The sequence below is a fragment of the Meishania litoralis genome, assembly GCF_042611095.1.
In the GTDB taxonomy this organism is placed as follows: Bacteria; Bacteroidota; Bacteroidia; order Flavobacteriales; family Flavobacteriaceae; genus Meishania; species Meishania litoralis.
The window spans coordinates 1,309,621-1,325,051 of record NZ_JBHFPV010000001.1 but is presented as its reverse complement, the minus strand read 5'-3'; the positions used below and the strand labels follow the sequence as shown (position 1 = coordinate 1,325,051).

The 15,431-nt window shown below is 42.5% G+C and carries 12 protein-coding genes; 5 read left to right on the top strand and 7 right to left on the bottom strand.

Going from position 1 to position 15,431, the window contains the following annotated elements; translation table 11 throughout:
- Window positions 1-97: 97 nt before the first annotated feature.
- The 3 genes from ACEZ3G_RS05940 to ACEZ3G_RS05930 form a co-directional block, all read right to left on the bottom strand.
- Window positions 98-3,835, bottom strand: coding sequence for a carboxypeptidase-like regulatory domain-containing protein (locus ACEZ3G_RS05940; protein WP_432424529.1), 3,738 nt, complete (start codon window positions 3,833-3,835; stop codon window positions 98-100).
- A gap of 66 nt (window positions 3,836-3,901) precedes the next feature.
- Window positions 3,902-4,870, bottom strand: coding sequence for a tryptophan--tRNA ligase (trpS, locus tag ACEZ3G_RS05935; protein ID WP_432424528.1), 969 nt, complete (start codon window positions 4,868-4,870; stop codon window positions 3,902-3,904).
- A gap of 83 nt (window positions 4,871-4,953) precedes the next feature.
- Window positions 4,954-5,196 (bottom strand): GlsB/YeaQ/YmgE family stress response membrane protein, encoded by a 243-nt coding sequence (locus tag ACEZ3G_RS05930; RefSeq protein ID WP_432424527.1) that lies wholly within the window; start codon window positions 5,194-5,196, stop codon window positions 4,954-4,956.
- A 56-nt stretch (window positions 5,197-5,252) separates the two neighbouring features.
- Here ACEZ3G_RS05930 and ACEZ3G_RS05925 point away from each other — a divergent pair, with 56 nt between their 5' ends.
- A complete protein-coding gene (locus ACEZ3G_RS05925) occupies window positions 5,253-6,026 on the top strand; it encodes a lysophospholipid acyltransferase family protein (protein ID WP_432424526.1) in 774 nt (257 codons plus the stop codon).
- Window positions 6,027-6,083: 57 nt separating this feature from the next.
- Here ACEZ3G_RS05925 and ACEZ3G_RS05920 read toward each other — a convergent pair whose 3' ends face one another.
- The 4 genes from ACEZ3G_RS05920 to recA all read right to left on the bottom strand — a co-directional run bounded on the left by ACEZ3G_RS05920 (window position 6,084) and on the right by recA (window position 9,746).
- Entirely contained in the window at window positions 6,084-7,613 is a 1,530-nt protein-coding gene (locus ACEZ3G_RS05920; RefSeq protein WP_432424525.1) for an outer membrane beta-barrel protein, read from the bottom strand.
- Window positions 7,614-7,651: 38 nt separating this feature from the next.
- On the bottom strand, window positions 7,652-8,218 hold the full coding sequence (locus ACEZ3G_RS05915; RefSeq protein ID WP_432424524.1) for an RNA polymerase sigma factor: 567 nt from the start codon (window positions 8,216-8,218) through the stop codon (window positions 7,652-7,654).
- Window positions 8,219-8,235: 17 nt separating this feature from the next.
- On the bottom strand, window positions 8,236-8,658 hold the full coding sequence (locus tag ACEZ3G_RS05910; protein ID WP_432424523.1) for a hypothetical protein: 423 nt from the start codon (window positions 8,656-8,658) through the stop codon (window positions 8,236-8,238).
- A gap of 83 nt (window positions 8,659-8,741) precedes the next feature.
- The gene (gene recA, locus ACEZ3G_RS05905) at window positions 8,742-9,746 is read right to left on the bottom strand and encodes a recombinase RecA (RefSeq protein WP_432424522.1); all 1,005 of its coding nucleotides are present in this window, start codon (window positions 9,744-9,746) and stop codon (window positions 8,742-8,744) included.
- 429 nt (window positions 9,747-10,175) lie between these two features.
- Between recA and trhO the strand changes: the two genes are divergently transcribed.
- The 4 genes from trhO to ACEZ3G_RS05885 all read left to right on the top strand — a co-directional run bounded on the left by trhO (window position 10,176) and on the right by ACEZ3G_RS05885 (window position 15,428).
- Entirely contained in the window at window positions 10,176-11,207 is a 1,032-nt protein-coding gene (gene trhO / locus ACEZ3G_RS05900; protein ID WP_432424521.1) for an oxygen-dependent tRNA uridine(34) hydroxylase TrhO, read from the top strand.
- Between the two features lie 156 nt (window positions 11,208-11,363).
- Entirely contained in the window at window positions 11,364-12,608 is a 1,245-nt protein-coding gene (locus ACEZ3G_RS05895; protein WP_432424520.1) for a PSP1 domain-containing protein, read from the top strand.
- Window positions 12,601-13,080, top strand: a complete 480-nt coding sequence (locus tag ACEZ3G_RS05890; protein ID WP_432424519.1) for a gliding motility lipoprotein GldH — start codon at window positions 12,601-12,603, stop codon at window positions 13,078-13,080. The genes ACEZ3G_RS05895 and ACEZ3G_RS05890 overlap by 8 nt, the downstream gene beginning before the upstream one ends.
- A gap of 8 nt (window positions 13,081-13,088) precedes the next feature.
- Entirely contained in the window at window positions 13,089-15,428 is a 2,340-nt protein-coding gene (locus ACEZ3G_RS05885; RefSeq protein WP_432424518.1) for a penicillin-binding protein 1A, read from the top strand.
- The last annotated feature ends 3 nt before the right edge of the window (window positions 15,429-15,431 follow it).

Here is a 15,431-nt window from a genome sequence, read left to right as displayed (position 1 = left end):
GTATCATGATTTTTATGAATCGAAAGCAGTTAAAACCGACCAAACGGTTTGTTTTGTGTTTTGACCACTTTGTCTGACCATATCAATCTTACTTAAGCTATTGCTTGCCGAAAGTTGTCAAATTCGAACCCGGTATACCGTACTGCGAAAGCCCTTCGATTGAGACCTGAATTTTTTTCGCGTTATCAGAGTTGAAGAACTCTATATTGGCCCGACCATTTTTGTCGGTCTTAATATTCGGATTCCAGAATAAAGTGGCCCGATAGTCCGGTGCAATATGTTCTGGGGTTTCCATATCATATTTCGGGGAATAAAATTCCTTTTCAACGGCATGCCCAAAAATCGTAAAATCAGGGGAGAGCGTTGGTTCGTAGGTTCGACCTTCACCTTTCTTAGTGTAGATGAGAATAACACCATTGGCACCTCTTGAGCCCCATATAGCCGCCGAGGCTCCTTTTAAGACCTCCACTCGTTCAACGGTTAACGCGTCCATTGTGGTCACAAAGTAAGGTGCAGGTCCGGGCGCCAGCGCCCGTTCCATGGAGAGATTTAACTGAGGTCGCGGATTGTCCGAGTTTCTTGCCGCTCGTTGTTCGGCAATAGCAGCTGTGGACGGAGAGGGGTTTTCGTTTGGGATCGGAATACCATTGAGAACCCACAACGGGGGCCCCTGGTTACGTATGCTTACGGAATTGCCACTTACGGTTACACCATTGAACAGGCTGACCAATTGTAAAACGGTTTGAACGGCTGGATGATCGGCGGTATATAGGGTGGCATCTGGGGTTTGGCCAAGAAAGGAAGGGGATTGGTTTCGACTTTTTTCATTTTTTTCTTCCGTAACGACCACTTCGTCCAACTCGGTTACCTTTTGTGATTCATATATGGTTTCCATTCTTTGCCGGGCTATGGCATGCGTTCTATAGGTTTCGGTATCCTTTATTTGCTGTTTTTCCCGGCTTTTGAACGATGGCCGAGGAACTTTATCTTGTTTGTCCTCAAGGACAATCTTAACATCAAGTGGTTTGTTCTTGACATCGAATGCGTTAAAGACAACATCGGTAGGCCCTTTAAAATTAAAGTCATCAATGGAAAAAGAACCGTCGAATGCGGTTTTCGCAGAGAACATGCCCAACAAATCCCCAGATTTGGCAATGACGTTCAAAGTTGTATTTGCAAGTGGCTTCTTGTTCGTTCTAGTGGCTTTGCCCTTTATGGTAAGACCCTTTGCAAAACCAAATTCCTTTTGATCATAATGGTCGTTCCAAACTTCTTGCCAAGGAAATTTTCGCCAACCATGGGTAAGCATGACCAAGTCCAATTTATTTAGGGTCGATCTTTTGCGGTCTTGAAATAATTGGTTAGGATATTCGATATGGCCCTTTACGTCCGATTGTAATAAAAGCTGTGTTAGGATATTCATCTTTCCCGGGTCTTTTTCAAACTGCCCTTGATCGGTTACCGCAATTGAAAAATTACCAGACACTGGTTTTCCGTAAGAATCGGTGACCATTAATGACATATTGACCTTACCTCTCTTGAATAATCTTTGATTTTCAATGTTGGCGGTAATAACCAGTTTGTCATCATTATCAACAAATAGCGCCCGTTCACAACGTGGAGTTTTATTGCTGTCGAAAAGGCTCAGAGTCAAGACACCGCTGGGCATGGTATGTTTTGGTATTTCAAAGGAGATGATCTGGTTATTTCGAAATTCGAAGATACCCTGGTAATATTTGCGCTGGCGCATATGGCCGATTATATAAAATGGCTGACCCTTGAGGGAAGCACTGGCCTGAACGATTACTTTGATACTTCTCTCGTTCATGTTGTTGACCGACATGGCATATCCATTTTTCAATATTTTGGGCAGGGGATATTTTGAGCCATCATTCAAGACCGCGGTATATTCTAGATTTTTTTTTGGAATTAGTTGGAAAAAACCGGCACCTCTATCAAAAGTATTTAGCTCTGCGACGGCATTGCCATTGGAATCATATATTCTTCCTTTTACGGGCTCAGGTTCTCCATTGTTTCCTATGGCCTTAAAGGCAATTTTGGAAGCTATTCCATCTACGGCATGGCCACCCTCAGGAAAAAACTGAAGGTCGATTGTACCATTAGTGAGGGATTTGGTATTTTGAGGAGTGCCGTTGTTCAATATTTCTACTTGCTTGGTAAAGAAGAAATCCGGGTCGAAATTACGCATCCACTGGGTATAGGCCCTTAATTGGTAGTTGCCCGAAACAAGATTTTTTGGAAGTTCGATCACGCCCGAGCCCAGACCGTTCAACAATTCATGGGTTTGAGAAAGTATAATCGTATTGTTCGGGGCAATTAGATCTAGGTGCAAGACTTTGCTGGCGGATGTCAATTCGTGAAATGGCCCGATTACACCATAGGCACTGAACCAAATCGATTCTCCGGAAATAAATAGGTCCTTATCAGTATGAAGAAATACCTTTTCTATCGGGTAATGCCCATTGTAGTCGTTTACCTTTTGCGTAAACTGAACTATAAAAGGGTTTTCCGACAAATTCGACTCCAAAAGAGCAATGTTTTCCGCACTATTTAAAAAAATGGAACTAAAGGCATTATCCCGTTCAAAGGCGTTGATGACCTCTTCTTCCACCGGTGTTCGCTTGATGATCGGGTTGGTGGCCCAGAATTGTTCATTGTAACCGATCTCATCTAAATTTTCCCAGTCGCTTTGATTTCTAGTAATTTGCCCGCCCAATCTTCGCGCTGTGTTAGGGGAGTAATGTTCATAAAACGTCAGATTGGAAGTTGTTACCGAGCGGTATAACAGATTGTCGTTTTTATAGTAATCAAACTCTTGGTCGACCTTGATATGGTCTAATAAATTAGCATCATCATTTGGCTTATAAACGATTTCAAATGCAAGGGTATAGTCTTTCCAATAACCGTTATTGGTGCTCAGCTTAAGTATTTTGAGGTCATCCCGCGACAGACCTCCATTGATTTGAAGAATACGGTGGTTTTTTGTGTCTATATAGACGTCGCCTTCGAAAATGGGCGTTTTGATTGTACCGAGTGGTTTAAAATGGACTACCGCAATCCTCGATCGATCTGTTTGGATTATTTGGTTAACGGCCACATCATAATACACTTCGAAAGCCGGGTGTAATGGAAAGATCAATTCTTCCGTATTGGGTTGCAAGGGTTGCAATAACCTTGTCAAGAGGGTATAATTTCTGTTGTGAACAGCATCGTCTTTAAGCGCATAACGCCCCTCAATAATATTCCAATCGGCAATACCGTTGGAAGTATAGCGAATGTCGTAAAAGATTTCGGAAAACTCTGAATAGTCACCTCCGTTCTTTGTTTTCTGTCGATATAACGCCTTTCCATAGAGTTGCCGGTTAGCGGCATTATCGGCCTTTTCATAGGCCTTTTTGACCAAATCTCTTGCAAATGAATCTTTTTTAGAGGCAAGTACGACGACCTCTTCCAAATAGGACACATAGGGTTCTAGAACTACTATTAGCTCTGAAGTTGTCGAGACATCAACAACCACTTGACCATAACCGATATGTGAAAAAATCAATTTGGCAGGTATGGAGTCTACCCTAATGGTAAATTCCCCAAGCTCATTGCTGGCCGTTCCGAGTGATAAAGATTCTACCGCAATACTGCAATATGGAATAGGTTCTCCGGTTTCTTTGTCGATGACTTTGCCGCTGATTTCATGTTGTTCCAACGATATCTCGATGGAAGAAGTATGAGGCCCAATTGAAGATTCTACTGTATTTCCAAGTAAAGATTTACTTGAAATCACGAGCATACAGACGAATATTTTGTATACTTGATTCATGGGCTAATTTGCCCAATCAATTTACAAATAGAAGTTTGGAATAAAAAAGAAGTTTTGTGCTAAAACTCAATACCCCACTTTGCCTCTTACCCTGTTCAATACCTTATCAGCGACCTTTTTGGCTTTTTCTGCACCTGAGTGAAGGGCCTGGTCTATTTCGTCAAAATGGGCCATGTAATAATCGAACCGTTCTTGTGCCTCACCAAACTTTTCGATCAGTAGGTCGAACAGTGCCTGCTTGGCATGCCCATAGCCATAATTGCCATTGAGGTAGTTTTGACGCATCTTTTCCGTTTGCGCCTTAGTGGCCAAAATTTTGTATAGGGCGAAGACATTGTCCGTATCCGGATTTTTGGGCTCCTCCATTGGGGTTGAATCGGTTTGAATGCCCATGATCTGTTTGCGGAGTTTTTTATGGGGCTGGAAAATGTTGATGAGGTTGCCCTTACTTTTACTCATTTTTTCACCGTCCGTTCCGGGTATGTACATTGTTTCTTCCTGCACCTTGGCATCCGGTAGCACGAATGTTTCGCCCATTCTGGCATGAAATCGAGAAGCGACATCGCGGGTCATTTCTAGGTGTTGCAATTGGTCTTTCCCGACGGGAACAATGTTCGCATCGTATAAAAGTATATCTGCCGCCATCAACATCGGATAGGTAAAAAGGCCCGCGTTGACATCTTCGAGCCTATCGGCCTTATCCTTAAAAGAATGTGCAAGCGTCAAACGTTGGTACGGAAAGAAGCAACTGAGATACCAAGAAAGTTCGGTTACCTGGGGCACATCGCTTTGGCGATAAAAAACGGTCTTTTCGATATCGAGCCCGAAAGCCAGCCATGCAGCCGCGGTGGCATATGTATTCTGGCGAAGTTCCTCACCATTCTTGATTTGGGTAAGCGAGTGCATATCGGCAATGAACAAAAAAGATTCATTTTTGGGGTCTTGTGCCATTTCTATAGCGGGCATGATGGCCCCTAGAATATTGCCCAAATGGGGAACACCCGTACTTTGTATACCTGTCAGAATTCTTGCCATTGACTATGTTTCTAAAAGCGACAAAGGTAAGACAAAACACAAAAAAAGCGGCATAGGCCGCGTAATTCGGAAAGAATCCAGGTCTACTTTTTAAAGAGTCCTGCTACAAAAAGTAACGCTATGGCACCGATCACCCCCGTAATGATATCACCGATCGCCCCAGACCCTATGGAGATGTTCAATACTCCAAAAAGCCAATTTCCAACGGCACCGCCAACGATACCCAAAATGATGTTCACAAGTAGTCCGAAACCACCTCCTTTCATGATTTTTCCAGCGAGCCATCCTGCTATGGCCCCTATTATGATTGCATATAGTAATCCCATGTTTTAATATATTGGTTATCCTCTTAAATATACATAAAAATTCTACTTTTGAGAATATGGTTACTGCTTTTCGAAAAATTGGCCAAAGCCTTTACCGTATTTGGTTCTATGTTCTGGTCGCCTTGCCCATTGTTCTTTTTTTTCCCTTTTTGTTGGCTTTCACAATGTCGGACAAAACGTACCCCCATTTTTTTTGGATTGCCAGGAATTTATGGGCCACGCCCATATTGTATGGAATGTGCTGCCCGCCGAAAGTTCTTGGAAAGCAAAAAATGGTAGACGGCAAAAGCTATATGTTGGTGGCCAACCATACTAGCATGCTCGATATCATGCTCATGCTGTACGTGAGCAAGAACCCCTTTGTTTTTGTCGGAAAGAAAGAATTGGTAAAGATTCCCCTTTTCGGTTTTTTCTACAAAAGGGTATGTATAATGGTCGATCGGGAGGATACAAAAAGTCGAACGGGGGTATACCGAAGGGCGCAAAGAAGGTTGAACCAAGGGTTGAGCATTTGTATTTTTCCGGAAGGCGGCGTGCCTGATGAAGACATTGTTTTGGATGAATTCAAAGACGGGGCATTTAAAATGGCCATTGCACATAATATTCCGGTGGTTCCAATGACTTTCTATGACAACAAAAAACGGTTCCCTTTTACATTTTTTAGTGGGGGCCCGGGCGTTATACGTGCCATGGTGCACGAATTTTTCGAAACCGGACTGCTGGCCGAAGAAGATAAAAGTACTTTGCGCGAAGAAGTCAGGGAAGTGATCTTGATGGCGTTGACCAATGATTTAAAAGACAGGCCACAACAAGATTTCTGGAGTGTTTAAAACATTCTCGAACAATGTGCCAATTCAATCCGGCCTGAAAACCCCTGGCTTGTTTTGTCAAAATCTAAAATGCAGTCCGCTATATACCCCAACTGAAAAGGGTTGAAATTCACCGGCTGTATTTGAAAAAGTATTCAATTGATATTTAAATACCGGTTCGACATTCAACAGTATTTTGCGCGTGAATTTATAGTTGATCCCGAAACCAATATTACCGCTAAAATTCACTGAATTGAGGTTGTTGGCCTCACCAACTTCGGTGGTCAGATCGCCAGATGATAGAATGACCGAGTTATCGACCAAGAACAATGAACTGAAGCCACCGACCAAATTAACCCCGAAACGCTTATCAAGTAAAGCGTAATTCAGTTCCAAGGGCACTTCCAAATAACCGAACTGTTGTCCCATAACCCCATTTCTTGTTGCACTTTTGCTCGCCAATTCGGGGGCGGCATTTTTTACCGGTGCGTTGAAACCATCCATACTTTCTACAACGAGATTCTCTGAAGTAGTGGTATAATCGATATTTTCGAATTGGCCATTGCCCCCTGAAAATTGCAAAGCGTTTGATGCGGACAGCGATGACGAAAACTCAACATCGTTGGTGTCATACCCGTAATCGACTTTATTGATCCCCGTTCTAATACTCAGTTTCTTGTTCAAGGCATAGGCTACCGAAAGGCCATAACTTAAATTGACCTCACCGGATTTTGAGTTTGACACAAAACTTGAATGTATGGGAGAGCCATCGCCAATAGAATTAAAGTATACCGGTGCAATATTACCACCTACGGACCATCTATTGCCCAAGCCCTCATCGGCTATCTTTTCTTCATTGCCTTGTTCTTCGATTTCGTCTAAAATGGACTTTTTCTTTGATTCTTCGACTGCCGTTTCCGAATTTTGAACTACATCCTTATCATTGATTTCGGTCAAACCTTCTTCTAAGAGTTTATCCGATTTCTTATTTTTATCATCATTCAATTTTTCAGTCGATTCATTTTTATCCATGGAATTTACTGCAATGGTCTCAGTTTCCTTACGATTTTTCAAAACCTCATCCGCCCGGGATTGATCGAATCCATCATTTTTCGTCAAGGTATTATCGGAATCACCTTGGGCTACCTGCGATTTTTGTATTTCTGAACCAACAACTGAGGTACCTTCGCCCTCGTTGTTATCCTTAGCATTTTCGGATAAAGTGATTTTTTCCTTGACGGTATCGTTGTGCCGGGCATTTTCAGTATCGGAATCGACATCGGTAATCGCTTTTTCCTCTTCCGGATTGATTTCAAAAGTCTCGGAGCCTTCACTTTTCTTGATACGGGGAGAATCTTCTGATTTTTCAATATCAGTAACCTTTGGAATCGCATCGCTCTCCTCCGAATCAAGAGGATCGATAAGATAGACGGCTACCGCCAATATTGCCGCCACACCGCCCAATTTTATCCAAAGGGGAATGATTCTTCTTTTTTTATGTTTTGCATCCAAGGATGCGGATATGTTCTCCCAAACTTTTTTATCGGGGATCTCAGAGAAGTCCTTGAATTTCTCTTGAAATAAACGGTCTAAATTCTTTTTGCCCATTTTACAATGTCTTTGTGTATACGCTATGAATGTTAGGGTCACAGTGTATAACCAAATACGATAATCAGTACGCTGATGATCGATCTGGTGGTTATGGTTTCGATTTTTTCTTTTAAAATATTTCTTGCCCGAGCAAGATTTGACTTTGATGTTCCTGCAGAAGTTCCCAAAAGTTCGCCGATTTCCTTATGCGAATATCCGTCGAGCACATAGAGATTAAAAGTGGCGCGATATTTATTGGGAAGCTCTTGAATGAAATTCAGAAGGGTACTGAGGTCGACTGGCTCGTTGTCCATTTCCACTTCCGTAGGGTTTTCTATGTTATCCGAGACTAGGTTTAACTGTTCTACTTTTCTGAATTTTTGCAATATTGTGTTTACGGTAATACGTTTCATCCAACCCTCGAATGACCCTTTGGCACTAAACTGTCCTATTTTGTCATAAATGGTCATAAAGCTATCGTGAAGATTATCTTCAGCCTCCATTTTATTGTGCGAGTATTTGAGACAAATACCGAACAGTATATGGGAATATTGCCTATATAATTGTTCCTGTGCTTGTCTATCTCCTTGCTTGCACTTTTTTATGAGCTCTTCCAGACCCAAAATTTGGTTAGATACTTCTATTGGTCCACCGGAACCTCTATCTCTAGATATTGTGCCTCACCGTTGGCATCCTCGCCGGTATAGAACCTAAAAAGATAGGGCTCGTCATAGATTACTTTGAACTGAAACGTGTCTTGTACCTCTTGATTTACCGTCTTACAGTCGGGCTTATCAAGAACGGCCCCTACAGCGATCACATTTCTTACGGTCAAATCTGATTTGGTCACATCAAACCCTTCAATCAGGGTGCAATCATCTGGCCTTAACATGTTTACCTTGATAGTGTAAATTTGTTGCAAACTAAAAGATTCGGGCACCTCTACACTTAAAATTTGCAGGGCTTCATAATGAAAATTGACACCATCATCATCGTTCAGGCTACATGAACCTACCGAGCCAAGAAGTACTACGGCCACGAACTTCAAATACCACCGTTTCATAACAATATGATTTTATACTAAGATGTATGCGGTGAGATAAGGTTGCGTTAAAATCGGTTAAATCAAGAATGATTCGGCCGTGATCAGTTAAGGGAATTGATGGCCTCCCTGATTTTTTTATCAAGTTCATCAAAAAGCTCAGGATTGTCATTGAGCAAAGATTTAACCGCATCACGCCCTTGGCCCAATTTGGTATCGCCATACGCGAACCAAGAACCACTTTTCTTTATGATTTCATATTCGACGCCCAAATCGATTATTTCACCGACTTTAGAGATGCCCTCGCCATACATGATATCGAACTCTGCGGTTTTGAATGGAGGGGCTACTTTGTTCTTGACCACTTTTACGCGAGTCTTGTTTCCTTGAACTGCTCCGTCAGAATTCTTTATTTGAGTGGATCTACGAATATCCAAGCGTACTGAGGCATAAAATTTGAGCGCGTTGCCGCCTGTGGTCGTTTCGGGATTACCGAACATGACGCCGATTTTTTCGCGAAGTTGGTTGATGAAAATTACGGTACAATGGGTTTTACTAATTGATCCGGTCAATTTTCTCAAAGCTTGAGACATCAACCTGGCATGAAGCCCCATTTTTGAATCGCCCATTTCACCTTCGATTTCACTTTTCGGAGTCAAGGCTGCGACCGAATCGATAACAACGATATCTATGGCGCCCGACCTGATCAGATTGTCGGCAATTTCAAGTCCCTGTTCACCATTGTCGGGCTGCGAAATGATCAAGTTATCGATATCGACGCCGAGTTTTTCTGCATAAAACCGGTCAAAAGCATGCTCCGCATCTATAAAAGCGGCGATACCGCCATTTCTTTGGGCTTCGGCAATGGCGTGTAGGGTCAAGGTTGTTTTGCCCGAGGATTCAGGACCGTAGATCTCGATAATCCTACCACGTGGATAGCCACCAACACCCAATGCGATATCCAGACCCAAAGAACCTGAGGGTATCACCTCGACATCTTCAACAATACTGTCGCCCATTTTCATAACGGAACCCTTTCCGTATGTTTTATCCAATTTGTCCAAGGTAAGTTTCAGGGCCTTTAGTTTCGCTTCTTTTTCAGCACTCATATTTTTTTCTATTAATGTTCATCCCACAAGATGCTACGTTTTGCCACTATGGCATTCAGTGTTTTTTGTATGGAAACTGTAGGCCATTCGACAACCGTACAGGGATGCTAAATTACCATTTCTTTTTGCATATAACAATGACGACGCAACCTTTTTGGAAATAGTGCATCTACTTAAAAAAGTATATATACTAACTCAATATATATTCTTCTGTTTTTATTGGCAGGGGGCAATCGTGGCCACTTCCCTTTGGATCTAAAGAGTGCTGTGAAAAAGAAAATGGAATGGCCAATTAAGAGTCTTGATATATTCGAGACTCTTTTTTTGTTCTGCACTTTGGCTAGTACGTTGAAATAGACTGCATTTCTTATCTTTGCAAACGCTTAATTATTAACAGGACATTCTTTTAACTTAAACTATTCGTATAGCATGCAACTGTACAATACCTTAAGTGCAAAAGAAAGAGCGGCTCTTATCGAAGAGGCCGGTCAAGAACGCTTGACCATATCTTTCTACAAATATGCACACATTGGCAATCCGCCGATTTTCAGAAACCACTTATTCATAAATTGGAACGAACTTGATGTACTGGGCCGTATTTACGTGGCGAACGAGGGCATCAATGCACAACTTTCGGTGCCGGCCGAAAACTTCGAAGCCTTTAAGGAACATTTGGATAGTATTTCTTTTCTCAAAAATGTGAGGTTGAACATAGCCATAGAACAAGACAACAAATCGTTCTTGAAACTAAAGGTCAAGGTTCGAAAGAAGATTGTTGCAGACGGATTGAACGACCGTACTTTTGATGTGACCGACAAAGGCATTCATGTAGGGGCCGAAAAATTTAATGAGTTGATAGAAGACCCCGATACCATTTTGGTCGACATGCGCAACCATTATGAGAGTGAGATAGGCCATTTCAAAAATGCCATTACCCCCGATGTGGATACCTTTCGCGATTCATTGGACATTATCGAAAAAGATCTGGCCGCGCATAAAGAGGATAAAAAATTGGTAATGTACTGTACTGGAGGAATTCGCTGCGAAAAGGCAAGTGCCTACTACAAACACAAAGGGTTCAAACAAGTCTACCAATTGGAAGGGGGCATAATAGATTACACCCGACAGGTCAAAAAGAAGCAATTGGAAAACAAATTCTTGGGCAAGAATTTTGTTTTCGATCATCGAAGGGGAGAACGTATCACAGATGATGTAATCGCACAATGCCATCAATGTGGCAAACCTTGCGACACCCATGTGAACTGCGCCAATGAAGCCTGTCATCTATTATTCATTCAATGCGAAGAGTGCGCAAAAAAAATGAACGATTGTTGTTCGGACCACTGTAAGGAGATACATGGCTTACCCTATGAAGAACAAAAAAGGCTAAGAAAAGGCAAAGGAGCAAGCAACAAGATTTTCAAAAAGGGCAGGTCTGAGGTGCTAAAATTCAAAAAGTGAATTGACCGTTCATAGCATTTGAATGGGATCTATATACTTTTCATCGCGTTAAAAAATCATTACCTTTACGTTCGAGATTAATTATGAACCTTTTTTGGTTAAAACCCATGGCTCATTAACCAAAAGTGCGGGTTTTGCCAAACCAAGATATAAAATATGGGTTGTAGCAGTTGTTCGACCGGTAAGGACGGACAGCCACGAGGATGCAAGAACAACGGGACTTGTGGTACCGATGGTTGTAATAAATTAACGGTTTTCGATTGGCTTTCGAACATGTCGCTCCCCAATGGGGAAAAACCTTTTGACTGCGTCGAAGTCCGGTTCAAGAACAGTAGAAAAGAATTCTTCAGAAACTCTGAGAACCTCTCCCTTTCCATTGGAGATATCGTAGCTACCCAGGCGCAATCGGGCCATGACGTTGGTATGGTGACCCTTGTCGGAGAACTCGTCAAGGTTCAGATGAAACGCAAAAAGGTAGATTTCAACGACCCTGAGCTTCCGAAAGTTTACAGAAAAGCTTCCCAAAAAGACATAGATGTTTGGCAGAAATGTCGCAATCGCGAAGAGGAGATTAAGAAACGCTCGCGCGAGATAGCTATTATCCTTAAACTCCAAATGAAAATTTCCGATGTTGAGTTTCAGGGCGACGGTTCGAAGGCCACATTTTATTATACGGCCGACGAGCGCGTCGATTTTCGCCAGTTGATAAAAGACATGGCAAAGGCCTTTGGAATCCGTATCGAAATGCGACAGATCGGATATCGGCAAGAGGCACAAAGGTTGGGAGGAATAGGTTCTTGCGGCCGTGAACTTTGCTGCTCGACCTGGTTGTCAGATTTCAGGTCGGTAAGTACATCTGCGGCCCGCTACCAACAATTATCGTTGAACCCTCAAAAATTGGCAGGTCAATGTGGCAAGTTGAAGTGTTGTCTAAATTATGAGCTCGATGTATATCTAGAGGCATTAAAAGATTTTCCGTCTTCAGACACCAAATTATTGACAGAGAAGGGAGTTGCGTTTTGCCAAAAAGTAGACATCTTCAAGGCTACTTTATGGTTTTCCTATAAAGATGAACCGGCGAACTGGCATGCGCTGGACAAGGAGCAGGTGAACGAGATTTTGGAAAAAAACAAAAAGAATGAAAAAGTTGCCAGCCTTGAAGAATATGCAATGGAAAATATCGTTGAAGAAAAGGTGGTGTTCGAGAATGTTGTAGGGGAAGACAGCCTTACCCGTTTTGACCGGCCTAAAAAATCGAGAAGACGAAATAATAGAAACAAAGGGAGGAAACAAAATCGTGACAAGGCAAACGTCACCGGAGGAAGCAGGCCGGCAAACACGAACGCAAACAGTGGTAAAAAGCGCAGAAATCCAAGAAAAAAACGTCAAAACAATGCGTAATATTCCGCTTATTATTTTGGTGTTGACAATGGTTTCTTGTAATGGGAAACTTGTAAAGTCTGAATTCAGGCCAACCGACAATGGTGTATGGAACAAAGACAGTATCATGGAGTTCACTTTCAATGAAATCGATACTGTACAAAGACACAATTTGTTCATCAATCTACGAAACGACGAAGATTTTCCTTACAATAATTTATTTTTGATAGCGGAACTCGGTTTTCCATCAGGGGATATAGTTACTGACACGCTGGAATATGAAATGGCCAAACCTGATGGGCAATGGCTGGGCAAAGGTTACGGTAGCATTAAGGAAAACAAACTTTGGTACAAAGAGAACATCGTTTTTCCATCTTCGGGCGTATATACTTTACGACTGTCCCATGCGATGCGAAAAAATGGAAATGTTGAGGGCGTAACTAATTTGGAAGGAGTAACCGATGTAGGTTATGAAATACTAAAAAGTAATTAGGCAAGTAAATGACAAAGGCCGTAAAGAAAAAAGAAAACAAAGGCTTTTTCAAGTTCATCAAATGGTTTTGGCTTTTGTTCGCCATGGGTATTCTTTCCGTTTTAATGTTGTTCCTATTGGCATCTTGGGGAGTTTTGGGGCCATTGCCCACCTATGAATCGCTTGAAAATCCACAGACCAATTTGGCTTCGCAGATTATTTCTTCCGATGGCGAATTGTTGGGAAAGTTTTATTTGGATGACAATCGAACCGATGTTTCGTACGAAGATTTGCCGGAAAATCTTGTGAACGCATTGATTGCTAGTGAAGATGTACGTTTTTACGATCATTCGGGCATTGATGCACGCGGAACTTTAAGGGCACTTTTCTTTTTAGGAAAGAGGGGTGGGGCCAGTACCATTACCCAGCAGTTGGCGCGTCAGATATATGTTGGCCCGAGGTCGCGGAGCAAATTTGAAACGATAAAACAAAAAACCAAGGAGTGGGTCATCGCCACGCAACTCGAACGTAGGTATACCAAAGAAGAGATTATCAAGATGTACTTGAACATCTACGATTTCGGCAACAATGCCGATGGTATAAGATCCGCATCACGTATCTATTTCGGCAAAGAACCCAAAAATTTGAAGATAGAAGAGTCGGCCATGTTGGTAGGCATGTTGCAGAACTCTTCCCTTTACAATCCGTTGCGACGTGAAGAACTGACCTGGAAAAAAAGAAATACCGTTTTGGGTCAATTGGCCAAATACGGGTACATCAGTGAAGCTGAAAAAGATTCACTCCAAGCGCTTGAGATTAATCTGAACTATAATCCAGAATCACATCGCGATGGTATCGCCACCTATTTTAGAATGTACCTTCAGGGTTTTATGAACGATTGGATCAAAAAAAATCCGAAACCGGCCTTGGAGGGAGAAAGGGACAAATGGAACCTCTATCTTGACGGTTTGAGAATCTATACTACGGTCGATTCGAGAATGCAGCAAAATGCCGAAGATGCCACGGCCGAACATATGGAGCGCCTACAATCCGTATTTTTCTCCCAGATTACCCCTCAAGACAAGACCGCACCATTTATAGATTTAGAGCCCGAAGAAATCGATGGAATTATGGAACGCGCCATAAAAACCTCGGATCGGTGGCGTAAAATGAAGGCGGCCGGAAAGTCGGAAGAAGAAATTCGTGAATCGTTTACCAAGAAGACCGAAATGTCGGTTTTTGACTGGAAAAGCGATGCCCATGAAAAAGATACGATAATGACCCCTTTGGATTCCATACGGTATTATAAATCGTTTTTACGAACGGCGATGATGTCGATGGAGCCCCAGACAGGCCATGTAAAGGCATGGGTCGGCGGCGTTGACTATAGGCATTTTCAATACGACAATGTATACCAAGGGGCAAGACAGGTAGGGTCGACTTTTAAACCTTTTGTCTATGCCGCGGCAATCGACCAACTACGTTTATCGCCCTGCGATACTTTACCCGACACCCAATATTGTATTGAAGCCAATAAACATGGTAATCCAGAACCTTGGTGCCCAAAAAATACAGATGGTACGTACTCGGGCAAGAGTTATACGCTTAAGAATGCTTTGGCAAACTCTAAAAATTCAGTTACGGCGCAATTGATCGATATGGTCGGTCCGAAATCGGTGGTCAATATCGTCAATAATTTAGGCCTTGACAGAGACATTCCAGCAGTTCCGTCGATTGCATTGGGCACGCATGATTTTAACGTTTATGAAGTTGTTGGTGCCTACGGTGCTTTTGCCAATCAAGGGGTATATGTAAAACCGGTCATGGTTACCAGGATCGAAGACAAAAACGGTACGGTTCTGTACGAGTACATACCTGAAACAAAAGATGTGTTGAGTAAAGATGTTGCCTATGCCATGGTCAATCTGATGGAAGGGGTTACCGAAAGTGGTTCGGGCATGCGGTTAAGGCACAGTAGTATGAAGAACTCAAAGGTCTATAAAGAAGTCGTTACAGGGTATCCCTACGAATTCAAGAATCCGATCGCGGGCAAGACCGGTACGACGCAAAATCAAAGCGATGGCTGGTTTATGGGGATGGTACCCAACTTGGTGACGGGTGTTTGGGTCGGTGGTGAAGAGCGATCGATCCACTTTAAGACCACCACTTATGGTCAAGGGGCGGCAATGGCACTGCCTATATGGGGGCTCTATATGAAAAAGAACTATGAAAATGAGGAATTGGGCATTTCAGATGGTGAGTTTCCCAAACCTGATGATTTGTCGATTCAGATAGATTGTGATAAAATAAAGGAAGAGGCCGCTAAAAAAGTGGACACCGATGATGATCTCGACGACCTTGATTTCTAAGAG

What these genes read in the sequence shown, in the direction of transcription:
- ACEZ3G_RS05940 (WP_432424529.1), bottom strand. Translation starts at nt 3,835, where the DNA reads ATGAATCAAGTATACAAAATATTCGTCTGTATGCTCGTGATTTCAAGT.
- trpS (WP_432424528.1), bottom strand. Translation starts at nt 4,870, where the DNA reads ATGGCAAGAATTCTGACAGGTATACAAAGTACGGGTGTTCCCCATTTG.
- ACEZ3G_RS05930 (WP_432424527.1), bottom strand. Translation starts at nt 5,196, where the DNA reads ATGGGATTACTATATGCAATCATAATAGGGGCCATAGCAGGATGGCTC.
- ACEZ3G_RS05925 (WP_432424526.1), top strand. Translation starts at nt 5,253, where the DNA reads ATGGTTACTGCTTTTCGAAAAATTGGCCAAAGCCTTTACCGTATTTGG.
- ACEZ3G_RS05920 (WP_432424525.1), bottom strand. Translation starts at nt 7,613, where the DNA reads ATGGGCAAAAAGAATTTAGACCGTTTATTTCAAGAGAAATTCAAGGAC.
- ACEZ3G_RS05910 (WP_432424523.1), bottom strand. Translation starts at nt 8,658, where the DNA reads ATGAAACGGTGGTATTTGAAGTTCGTGGCCGTAGTACTTCTTGGCTCG.
- recA (WP_432424522.1), bottom strand. Translation starts at nt 9,746, where the DNA reads ATGAGTGCTGAAAAAGAAGCGAAACTAAAGGCCCTGAAACTTACCTTG.
- trhO (WP_432424521.1), top strand. Translation starts at nt 10,176, where the DNA reads ATGCAACTGTACAATACCTTAAGTGCAAAAGAAAGAGCGGCTCTTATC.
- ACEZ3G_RS05895 (WP_432424520.1), top strand. Translation starts at nt 11,364, where the DNA reads ATGGGTTGTAGCAGTTGTTCGACCGGTAAGGACGGACAGCCACGAGGA.
- ACEZ3G_RS05890 (WP_432424519.1), top strand. Translation starts at nt 12,601, where the DNA reads ATGCGTAATATTCCGCTTATTATTTTGGTGTTGACAATGGTTTCTTGT.
- ACEZ3G_RS05885 (WP_432424518.1), top strand. Translation starts at nt 13,089, where the DNA reads ATGACAAAGGCCGTAAAGAAAAAAGAAAACAAAGGCTTTTTCAAGTTC.